The 9,045-nt window shown below is 53.8% G+C and carries 11 protein-coding genes; 4 read left to right on the top strand and 7 right to left on the bottom strand.

The features are described from left to right. Window positions 1–257: 257 nt before the first annotated feature. From ACOKCT_RS20655 to ycgZ, 6 genes are all read right to left on the bottom strand, one after another. Window positions 258–1,949: a methyl-accepting chemotaxis protein gene (locus ACOKCT_RS20655; protein WP_336997979.1), complete on the bottom strand. Its 1,692-nt coding sequence runs from the start codon at window positions 1,947–1,949 to the stop codon at window positions 258–260. A gap of 175 nt (window positions 1,950–2,124) precedes the next feature. Continuing rightward, on the bottom strand, window positions 2,125–3,243 hold the full coding sequence (locus tag ACOKCT_RS20650; protein WP_103179746.1) for an S-(hydroxymethyl)glutathione dehydrogenase/class III alcohol dehydrogenase: 1,119 nt from the start codon (window positions 3,241–3,243) through the stop codon (window positions 2,125–2,127). Between the two features lie 29 nt (window positions 3,244–3,272). After that, window positions 3,273–3,548 (bottom strand): metal/formaldehyde-sensitive transcriptional repressor, encoded by a 276-nt coding sequence (locus ACOKCT_RS20645; protein ID WP_103179747.1) that lies wholly within the window; start codon window positions 3,546–3,548, stop codon window positions 3,273–3,275. A 216-nt stretch (window positions 3,549–3,764) separates the two neighbouring features. Next, the gene (locus ACOKCT_RS20640; protein ID WP_156654579.1) at window positions 3,765–4,043 is read right to left on the bottom strand and encodes a biofilm development regulator YmgB/AriR family protein; all 279 of its coding nucleotides are present in this window, start codon (window positions 4,041–4,043) and stop codon (window positions 3,765–3,767) included. Window positions 4,044–4,059: 16 nt separating this feature from the next. Beyond that, window positions 4,060–4,359 (bottom strand): hypothetical protein, encoded by a 300-nt coding sequence (locus ACOKCT_RS20635; RefSeq protein ID WP_420193842.1) that lies wholly within the window; start codon window positions 4,357–4,359, stop codon window positions 4,060–4,062. Window positions 4,360–4,493: 134 nt separating this feature from the next. After that, window positions 4,494–4,733, bottom strand: coding sequence for a regulatory protein YcgZ (ycgZ, locus tag ACOKCT_RS20630; protein WP_103179748.1), 240 nt, complete (start codon window positions 4,731–4,733; stop codon window positions 4,494–4,496). Between the two features lie 476 nt (window positions 4,734–5,209). On the opposite strand from ycgZ, the gene ACOKCT_RS20625 reads away from it, so the two are divergent. From ACOKCT_RS20625 to ACOKCT_RS20610, 4 genes are all read left to right on the top strand, one after another. Next, entirely contained in the window at window positions 5,210–5,407 is a 198-nt protein-coding gene (locus ACOKCT_RS20625) for a hypothetical protein (protein WP_103179749.1), read from the top strand. Window position 5,408: 1 nt separating this feature from the next. Further along, window positions 5,409–6,179, top strand: coding sequence for a hypothetical protein (locus ACOKCT_RS20620; protein ID WP_420193841.1), 771 nt, complete (start codon window positions 5,409–5,411; stop codon window positions 6,177–6,179). A 172-nt stretch (window positions 6,180–6,351) separates the two neighbouring features. Further along, complete coding sequence (locus tag ACOKCT_RS20615) at window positions 6,352–7,335, top strand: DUF1852 domain-containing protein (RefSeq protein WP_103181086.1); 984 nt, start codon at window positions 6,352–6,354, stop codon at window positions 7,333–7,335. 28 nt (window positions 7,336–7,363) lie between these two features. Further along, entirely contained in the window at window positions 7,364–8,395 is a 1,032-nt protein-coding gene (locus ACOKCT_RS20610) for a methionine synthase (RefSeq protein ID WP_103179751.1), read from the top strand. A gap of 69 nt (window positions 8,396–8,464) precedes the next feature. On the opposite strand, the gene ACOKCT_RS20605 is transcribed toward ACOKCT_RS20610, so the two are convergent. Continuing rightward, complete coding sequence (locus tag ACOKCT_RS20605) at window positions 8,465–8,947, bottom strand: glutathione peroxidase (RefSeq protein ID WP_103179752.1); 483 nt, start codon at window positions 8,945–8,947, stop codon at window positions 8,465–8,467. Between the last annotated feature and the right edge of the window lie 98 nt (window positions 8,948–9,045).

Here is a 9,045-nt window from a genome sequence, read left to right as displayed (position 1 = left end):
GCCGATCCCGATGCCGCCCACCCCCACGCTGCCGCCGGAGGCACACCCGGCCAGTAACCACGCTGTGCAAACCACCTGCGTAAATCGTTTCATCGTCCTGTTCCTCTTTAGCCCTTACATCCATCATAGCGGGGAATAAAAAAAGGGTTCATGTCGAAACATGAACCCTTTTTTGCCCGGCGGCGCTTCGCTTGCACGGGCCTACGGTTTTGTAGGCCGGGTAAGCGCAGCGCCACCCGGCAGGATGCGGCTGGGGATCAGAAGGTTTCCCAGTTATCACCATCGGCAACGGCCGGGCGCAGCGGTGCGGCTGGCGCGACAGGCGCCGCTTTACTGCTGCTGCGGGCCTGGCCCATACCCTGCAAGCGGAAGGCGCCTACCGCTTCGGTCAGACGGGCAGCCTGATCTTCCAGCGAGGCCGCCGCGGCGGAGGCTTCTTCCACCAGCGAGGCGTTCTGCTGGGTCACTTTATCCATCTCCGAGATCGCCTGGCTGACCTGCACAATGCCCCGGCTCTGCTCGTCGGAAGCGGCGGCAATCTCCAGCATGATATCGGTGACGCGTTTAACCGCTTCCACAATTTCGCTCATGGTGTTACCTGCGGCAACCACTTCCCCGGAGCCCTGATCGATGAGCGAAACCGACTCGCTGATCAGCCCTTCAATCTCTTTCGCAGCGTTGGCGCTGCGGCTGGCCAGGGTGCGGACTTCGCTGGCGACCACCGCAAACCCGCGCCCCTGCTCACCGGCACGGGCGGCTTCCACCGCGGCGTTCAGCGCCAGGATGTTGGTCTGGAAGGCGATGCTGTTGATCACCGCGGTGATTTCGGAGATTTTCTTCGAGCTGCTGGAGATGTTGCCCATGGTTTTCACCACCCCGGAGACCATCTGGCCGCCGCGGCTGGCTTTACCGGAGGCATCTTCCGCCAGCTTGCTGGCGTGGTGCGCATTATCAGCGTTCTGCTTCACGGTGGCGGTCAGCTGTTCCATGCTGGCAGCGGTCTGCTCGATAGCGGCGGCCTGCTGTTCGGTACGTGATGAGAGATCGGTGTTACCGGCAGAGATTTCGCTGGTGCCGCGGTAGATCTCTTCCGCGCCCTGACGCACGGTGCCCACGGTATTCACCAGCGAGCGCTGCATGGTTTGCAGATCGTGGGTCAGACGGCCAATTTCACTGCGCCCGGTCTGCTCTTCTGGCAGCGTCAGATCGCCTTTCGCAATATGTTCAATGCGGGTTGCCGCACGTTGCAGCGGGTTAATCACCGTGCGACGCAGAACGATAAAGGTGATCACCGTCAGCACCAGGGCCAGACCAAAGGCGCCGATCATAAACATCAGCCCCAGTTGGGTGCGGGTGTGCGCCTGTTCGGTGAGCATATTCGCGCGTTCGGTACGGATCTTGATCGCCTTCAGCAGCACCTCGTTATAAGCATCATCCAGCGGACGCGCCGTCTCGTTTTCGTGGTTGATGATGGCTTCAAACATGCCGTTTTTGGCATATTTCAGCATCGGCTGCATGCCATCAATGTAGGCCTGGTAGTTGGTCTTCAGGTCGCCATCCAGCGCTTCGTCCGCCGGGGTGCGAACGCCACGGCTCATGTAGGCGGCAAAACCGGCCTGGGACTGTTTAAGGCGCTGCTCTGCTTCCGCGATGTTCTTTTTCATCTCATCCATTTCGGCGATACGGCTGGCAGCGCCCGCATGGATCATGTTGATACGCGCCGTGCGCAGATGGTTTGAACTGTTTGATAACCCGGTACGGACCTGGATCTCAGCCGTTACATCCTGCTGATCTTTATCTGCCTGGAGTAAAAAATAACCTGCCAACCCCGCGCTCAGGGCAAACAGCAAAATAATGCCACCCAAAATCGAGGAGAAAAGCGGAAGCAGCCTGATGTGATGCAGGAAGCCCAGCTTATGTTGCGCCCGAACTGTTGTTGTTTTGTCCATAGCCGTAGACTCTCTCATAGGTAAGATGCGTGGAAACACGCCTGTAAAGTAGTCATCGGCACGACAGAGAATTTGATTACGGCTAAAATCGCAACACTGGTCACACTTTCGCAATGATGTTTAAAGAGATGTCGTCCCGCTGCCCATAAAGGCGCAGCGGGAGAGAGAAGGTTTATCAGTTATCGCCGAAATGGATAACGGTACGGATGGATTTCCCTTCGTGCATCAGATCGAAAGCCTCGTTGATCTGATCCAGCGGCAGGCGGTGGGTAATGAACGGATCGAGCTGAATTTTGCCCGCCATCGCGTCCTCTACCATACCCGGCAGTTGGGTGCGCCCTTTTACGCCGCCAAACGCGGAGCCACGCCATACGCGGCCAGTCACCAGCTGGAACGGACGGGTTTTGATCTCCTGACCCGCACCGGCCACGCCGATAATCACGCTTTCGCCCCAGCCCTTATGGCAGCACTCCAGCGCGGCACGCATGACGTTGACGTTACCAATGCACTCAAAGCTGAAGTCGACGCCGCCGTCGGTGAGTTCAACAATGACGTCCTGAACGGGCTTGTCGTAGTCGTTCGGGTTGATGAAGTCGGTCGCGCCCATTTCACCCGCCAGTTTGAATTTTTCCGGGTTGGTGTCCACCGCCAGAATGCGTCCGGCTTTCGCCTGTACCGCCCCCTGGATCACTGCCAGACCGATGCCGCCCAGACCGAATACCGCCACGGTATCGCCCTCTTTCACTTTGGCGGTGTTGTGGACGGCACCAATACCGGTGGTGACGCCGCATCCCAGCAGACAGACCTTATCCAGCGGCGCCTGCGGGTTCACTTTTGCCAGCGAGATTTCAGCGCAGACGGTGTATTCGCTGAAGGTGCTGGTGCCCATGTAGTGATAGATCGGCTCACCGTTGTATGAGAAACGGGTGGTGCCGTCCGGCATCAGCCCTTTACCCTGGGTGGCGCGCACCGCCTGGCAGAGGTTGGTTTTGCCGGATTTACAGAACTTACACTCGCGACACTCAGCGGTGTACAGCGGGATGACATGATCGCCCGGTTGCAGGCTGGTGACGCCCTCGCCGACTTCCACCACCACGCCACCGCCCTCATGACCGAGCACCGCCGGGAAAACGCCTTCCGGATCGTCACCCGACAGGGTAAACGCGTCGGTGTGGCACACGCCGGTGTGGGTGATTTTGACCAGCACTTCACCCTTCTTTGGTGGCGCCACATCAATTTCAACGATTTTCAACGGCTGGCCTGGGCCAAATGCAACAGCAGCACGTGATTTCATCTTGCTTTCCTTTTAGTGATGTCAGGTGTTTATTTTAGATAAGAGCGCAGCAAATGGCCGACTTCCGCCATTCTTACAGCCCGCTGATCGGCGGTGGTATCGCCCGTCACCAGCTCATCTTTGAGGTGAATTTCAACCATCTCGCCCATCAGCCCGTTTGCGGCGCCGCGCACCGCGGCGATTTGCTGCAGGATAGCAAGGCAAGGTTCGCCGGACTCAAGCGCCCGCTCCAGGGCATCGACCTGTCCGCGAATGCGGCGCACGCGCGTCAGGACACGTTTTTTGTCTTCAGGTGAATGTGGCATCGGAGGGCTCCTGGATACTGTAGGGGGGTATACTATTTTATTTTACACGGAGCTGTAAACGGGAATGTTCAGAGAGGTGACGCAATGGGACGGGGAAGTCAGGGTGGGGCAGGTGTGAGGATACTTCAGAAGAGGCTGCTGCCCTGGTTAAGGGCAGTTTGCGTCGGCTATTTTACCAGACTTTTATTATGCGGGTGCCACCGGCGTAAGTGATGCTTAAATATCATCCTGCGTGAAACCCACAACAATTTCGAGCGTATTGCGTATGACGTCGGCAGCTTCCTGATCCGCTGTTTGTTCAAGCGCGTAAATTAGCTGAAGAATAATTTGCTTATTAGTGAGATTATCACCACTGAGAATAATACATCTTATCGCTGAACCTAAGATGGCAGACTCCACGGACAAGGCACCGCCGGCTGAACGGAAGTAGGATGCCAGCGCCTGATCCTGAAGGGCATTGAAATGCGGTGTGTGCTGAGAAATATTAGGTTGCATATTATCCACCCAAAGATTAATGTTTTTTATCGTATTTATGCTGAGTATCATTCACCATAAGATGGTGCATTCTGTTGACATAACAATGACTTCTGGATTCTGTCTGTACGCCACGACTGGATTTAACCTTTTGCTCAACCTCTAATGCTGCCGCCGACAGTGCATTTCGTCGTTCAACATCACGCTCTGTGCTGGCCATAATTTTCAGTTTTACTGCCAGCGTCTTAAAATTTATCGGACCGTTGTCTTTTAAAATTAACAACACAGCTTCGCCAATAAGATCGTCCCTCAGCTTTTCAGATTTCGTTCTATGCATAACTGTTCTCACACGACTGAACGTAGCCGGGCTACCTCTCATCGCTATCAATATACTATTTTGCGTAAGGTGCTTTTCCACTTTGCGCAATCGCCTATATCGACTGCTTTAAGACACAGAAGCGCTAACACTCTCTATCGTTCAAAAAACAGTGCGATCAGCTCATTATAGTGGGCAATTTCTGCTTCATCTTCTGTCTCTTCTACCCGGCGTAATAACCTGGTACAGATAGCCAGTCGGCTCAGGTTACGTCCCTCATTCAGAATCTCACCGACAATGAGCCCCAGCGTCTCCTGCTGGCTACGCAGACTGGCTTTATTAAAATAGGCGGTGATTGCCTCAGCTGAACTTTGGCGCGAACTGTTACCTCGCATAGATGCTCCGGATTGACATTTAGGTTAGGAGTTAAAGTGATGTTAAAATATACCAAACCGCCATAGTTGTACATGGCGTATGTACAAGTTTTTGCGATTTTACATAGCAACCTAAGTTAATTTTAAAAATATCAACGCCTTAAAAGGCATTAAAAATTATCTGGCGTTCAAAGCTTACAAAAAACTATTTTCAGTAAGCGATTAATTAATAAGACTTAAGAATCTTCCATTAATCATGGAACTCCGCTTGAAAACAGCGCTTCCCGCGCATCATAAACTGCCCTACTGACCGCTCAGTTCTACATCCAGGTTGTACAGCTTCGGCCACGTCAATGACACTTTAACGATTAACATGATTCCGGGAGCGTGGAGGGGGAAAAGGCTGAGCGTAACCTGACGCTTTTCAGCATAACCTTAAGGCAATATTTGCAATCCCCTACCATGCTTAGGCTTTTTGTCTATAAGGAGCCCACGCTATGAGACGCCTGTTTACCTCAATTTTCTCCAGCCCTGAGTCGCTGCTACAGGTGATGAGTCAGCAGGAGATTATTGAGGCCGTGGAGGACGGGGACCGCATCATTATCGATCAGGATGGTAACGCCTCGGTCAACTATAAAAGTAAAGAGGTGCGACAGGACTTCCTGCGCCATGTTAACGCGCTGAAGAGGGCCTGATATGGGAACAGCGATCTTTATGGTACTGATGGTGAGCGGATACTGGTACACGAGTCGCGACCTCTCCACCCGGTTTAAAATTAAGCGCTCCTTTGGCTGGGATGTCTATTTTCTGGTCGCGCTGTACGGCTGTATCTTCGTATTGCAGGGCGTGATCGCCACCGGCCTGCTTTGGCTGTTGCTGCTCGGGCTCTCTTACACTGCCAATACCTTCCACTTAACCGCGCAGAACAACGCCAACTGGCAAGTGGATTTTATGAACTGGAGCTTTCTGGGCATCCAGGCGCCGGTAGTGGTGATGCTGGCTTTTGCCATCCTGTTTTGTCTCTATCGCTCGAACTGGGCGGGCAGCGCCAGGCTGGACGGCGAAGGCCGCAAGCAGCTTTACAAGCGCCTGTCACAAGCCAGCGGGATTGAGCAGTTGCTTTATCAGTGCATGGAAGAAGGCGAACTGGCGCTGGTGACGCTGAAATCGCGGCGGATTTATATCGGGATGATCCATACCGCAACCCTGGAATATGAAAAGACCGCTAACATCGTGCTGATCCCGATGCTGAGCGGCTACCGCGACGGCGAGACGCTGAGCCTGCGCATTGAGCATAACTACAGTAAATGGTATGCCGACCACGATATTACGCTCGATTCACAGCCTAAAAGCGCCATGGCGTTTCGCAAGGTCATCATGCTGGATCAAATTGAAAGCCTTTCACTTTTCGACCCCGCCAGCGCCAGTGCGCTGGATCTGGAACGGCATGCGGAGAGTGCAGAGTGAAATTTTTTCACCATCATGAAGATGACTCATGTTGCAATGAAATTTAGTCGCTTTCACTCCCTCCCCGGCTCTGGCATAACTTAAGCCATATTAACGTATTAGCAACATACAGACTGACTTCTGTAACCGCGAGGGGATTTCAGTCTTTATGTCAGAGCCGGGAAACATCACCATGAATAACGCTTTCACCTTCACGATTACCCACAGTCGTTTCGATGAAAATTACAACCCATCCGAAAACACGCGGATCACCACTAACTTTGCCAACCTCGCCCGCGGGGAAAGCCGTCAGCAGAACCTGCGCAATACGTTAGTGATGATTGACAATCGTTTCAACGCCTTAGCGCACTGGGACAACCCGAACGGCGATCGTTATTCCGTAGAGCTGGACATCATCTCCGTAGAGATGAATATCGCGGGAGAAGACAATCACGCCACCTTCCCGGCGATTGAAATCTTAAAAACCAACATCATTGATAAAAAAACCAACGAGCGCATTGAAGGGATCGTCGGGAATAACTTCTCCTCTTATGTCCGGGATTACGATTTCAGCGTTCTTCTGCCGGATCATAATAAACAGCAGACGACCTTCACCATTCCGGCTAATTTTGGCGAACTGCACGGCAATATCTTTAAGCACTTCGTTAATTCCGATGAATATAAGGCCAATTTCAGCAAGCCGCCGGTTATCTGCCTCAGCGTCTCCAATAAAAATGTCTATCACCGCATCGGTAATGCCCATCCTGTTTTAGGCATTGAGTACCAGCAACAGGGCTCTTCGTTAACGGAAGCGTACTTCAAAAAGATGGGTCTGCAGGTGCGCTACTTTATGCCGCCACACAGCGCCGCGCCGCTGGCGTTTTTCTTCACCGGCGATTTGCTGAGCGACTACACCTTCCTGGAGCTTATCGGCACCATCAGTACGATGGAGACATTCCAGAAGATTTATCGTCCGGAAATTTACAACGCGAATTCGGTCGCCGGGCACTGTTACCAGCCCAGCCTGACTAACGAGGATCACTCCCTGACCAAAATTGTTTACGACCGCGAAGAGCGTAGCCAGCTGGCCATTGAGCAGGGGAAATTTACCGAGAAACACTTTATCAAACCGTACAAAACTCTTCTTGAGCAATGGTCTGCTCAGTACGCGCGTTGATTCCATTAAAACGATAAGGTCACCTGTTATGAAAACATTGCTCCCCACCTCCACTGCCGGCAGCCTGCCGAAACCCTCCTGGCTGGCACAGCCGGAGACCCTCTGGTCGCCGTGGAAATTGCAGAACGAAGAACTGCTCGCCGGTAAACAGGATGCGCTGCGTTTGTCCCTCGACGATCAGCTGCGGGCTGGCATTGACATCGTCAGCGACGGTGAGCAAACGCGCCAGCACTTCGTCACTACCTTTATCGAGCACCTCAGCGGCGTCGATTTTGAGAAACGCGAGGTGGTTAAAATCCGTAACCGCTATGATGCGAGCGTACCGACCGTCGTCGGCGCCGTGGCCCGTCAGAAGCCAGTGTTCGTTGATGATGCGAAATATTTACGCCAGCTCACCACCCAGCCAATCAAATGGGCGCTGCCGGGTCCGATGACCATGATCGACACGCTCTATGACAACCACTACAAAAGCCGGGAAAAACTGGCCTGGGAGTTTGCAAAAATTCTCAACCAGGAGGCCAAAGAGCTGGAAGCGGCCGGGGTCGATATTATCCAGTTCGACGAACCCGCCTTTAACGTCTTTTTTGATGAGGTGAATGACTGGGGGATCGCCGCCCTGGAGCGCGCCATTGAAGGGCTGAAATGCGAAACCGCCGTCCACATCTGCTACGGCTATGGCATCAAAGCCAACACCGACTGGAAGAAAACGCTGGGTTCAGAGTGGCGCCAGTACGAAGAAGCGTTCCCCAAACTGCAGACCTCGAATATCGATATCATCTCGCTGGAGTGCCACAACTCGCGCGTACCGATGGATCTGCTGGAGCTAATCCGCGGTAAAAAGGTGATGGTCGGCGCCATTGATGTGGCAACCCATACCATTGAGACGCCAGAGGAAGTGGCCGCTACGCTGCGCAAAGCGTTGCAGTTTGTGGATGCCGACAAGCTCTACCCGTCGACCAACTGCGGAATGGCTCCCCTGTCCCGTCAGGTGGCTAACGGCAAGCTCCATGCGTTAAGCGCAGGGGCGGAGATTATCCGCCGGGAGCTGGCGGCGCGATAAGTTTTCAGGCCGGGCAAGCGCAGCGCGCCCGGCTTTTCCCCTCTCATCTCTCTGCTTCGCCTGCATTAATCAGCTTTCAAGTGCAGCGACGATAGCAGCCTCCATTTTCTCCGGGGTGGTCATCGGTGCAAAACGTTTGAGCGGTTTGCCGTCGCGTCCGATAAGGAACTTAGTGAAATTCCACTTGATTCGTCCCCCCAGTACGCCGGGCAACGCCTCTTTCAGATAACGAAACAGAGGATGCGCTGTTGCGCCATTGACCTCCACTTTCCCGAACATCGGGAAGCTGACGCCGTAATTGACGTGACAGGTCTGGGCAATGTCGTCCGCGCCGCCAGGCTCCTGCTTACCGAACTGATTGCAGGGGAAACCCAGCACCACCAGCCCCTGGTCGGCATACTTTTTGTAGAGTTTTTCAAGACCAGCGTACTGGGGTGTAAAGCCACACTGGCTGGCAGTGTTCACCACCAGCACCACCTTCCCCGCATAGTCGGCCATAGAGATGGGCTGACCGCGCAGGCTGGTGGCCGTAAGTTGATGAAAGGTCGTCATCGGGGATCCTCAGTGCAGAACGTTTTCAGGCGTGGAGGATTATAGGGCCTCATCCTGGATATGTCCGCTTCTGACCGGTATCGAATCTGCCAGCAATA

This window comes from Leclercia sp. M-A074-M (assembly GCF_965195605.1).
Classification (GTDB): Bacteria; Pseudomonadota; Gammaproteobacteria; order Enterobacterales; family Enterobacteriaceae; genus Enterobacter.
Note: the sequence above shows the minus strand (reverse complement) of the source record. Positions and strands in the feature narration are given on the sequence as shown.

What these genes read in the sequence shown, in the direction of transcription:
- ACOKCT_RS20635 (WP_420193842.1), bottom strand. Translation starts at nt 4,359, where the DNA reads ATGCATAGAACGAAATCTGAAAAGCTGAGGGACGATCTTATTGGCGAA.
- ycgZ (WP_103179748.1), bottom strand. Translation starts at nt 4,733, where the DNA reads ATGCGAGGTAACAGTTCGCGCCAAAGTTCAGCTGAGGCAATCACCGCC.
- ACOKCT_RS20640 (WP_156654579.1), bottom strand. Translation starts at nt 4,043, where the DNA reads ATGCAACCTAATATTTCTCAGCACACACCGCATTTCAATGCCCTTCAG.
- ACOKCT_RS20645 (WP_103179747.1), bottom strand. Translation starts at nt 3,548, where the DNA reads ATGCCACATTCACCTGAAGACAAAAAACGTGTCCTGACGCGCGTGCGC.
- ACOKCT_RS20605 (WP_103179752.1), bottom strand. Translation starts at nt 8,947, where the DNA reads ATGACGACCTTTCATCAACTTACGGCCACCAGCCTGCGCGGTCAGCCC.
- ACOKCT_RS20610 (WP_103179751.1), top strand. Translation starts at nt 7,364, where the DNA reads ATGAAAACATTGCTCCCCACCTCCACTGCCGGCAGCCTGCCGAAACCC.
- ACOKCT_RS20620 (WP_420193841.1), top strand. Translation starts at nt 5,409, where the DNA reads ATGGGAACAGCGATCTTTATGGTACTGATGGTGAGCGGATACTGGTAC.
- ACOKCT_RS20625 (WP_103179749.1), top strand. Translation starts at nt 5,210, where the DNA reads ATGAGACGCCTGTTTACCTCAATTTTCTCCAGCCCTGAGTCGCTGCTA.
- ACOKCT_RS20655 (WP_336997979.1), bottom strand. Translation starts at nt 1,949, where the DNA reads ATGGACAAAACAACAACAGTTCGGGCGCAACATAAGCTGGGCTTCCTG.
- ACOKCT_RS20615 (WP_103181086.1), top strand. Translation starts at nt 6,352, where the DNA reads ATGAATAACGCTTTCACCTTCACGATTACCCACAGTCGTTTCGATGAA.
- ACOKCT_RS20650 (WP_103179746.1), bottom strand. Translation starts at nt 3,243, where the DNA reads ATGAAATCACGTGCTGCTGTTGCATTTGGCCCAGGCCAGCCGTTGAAA.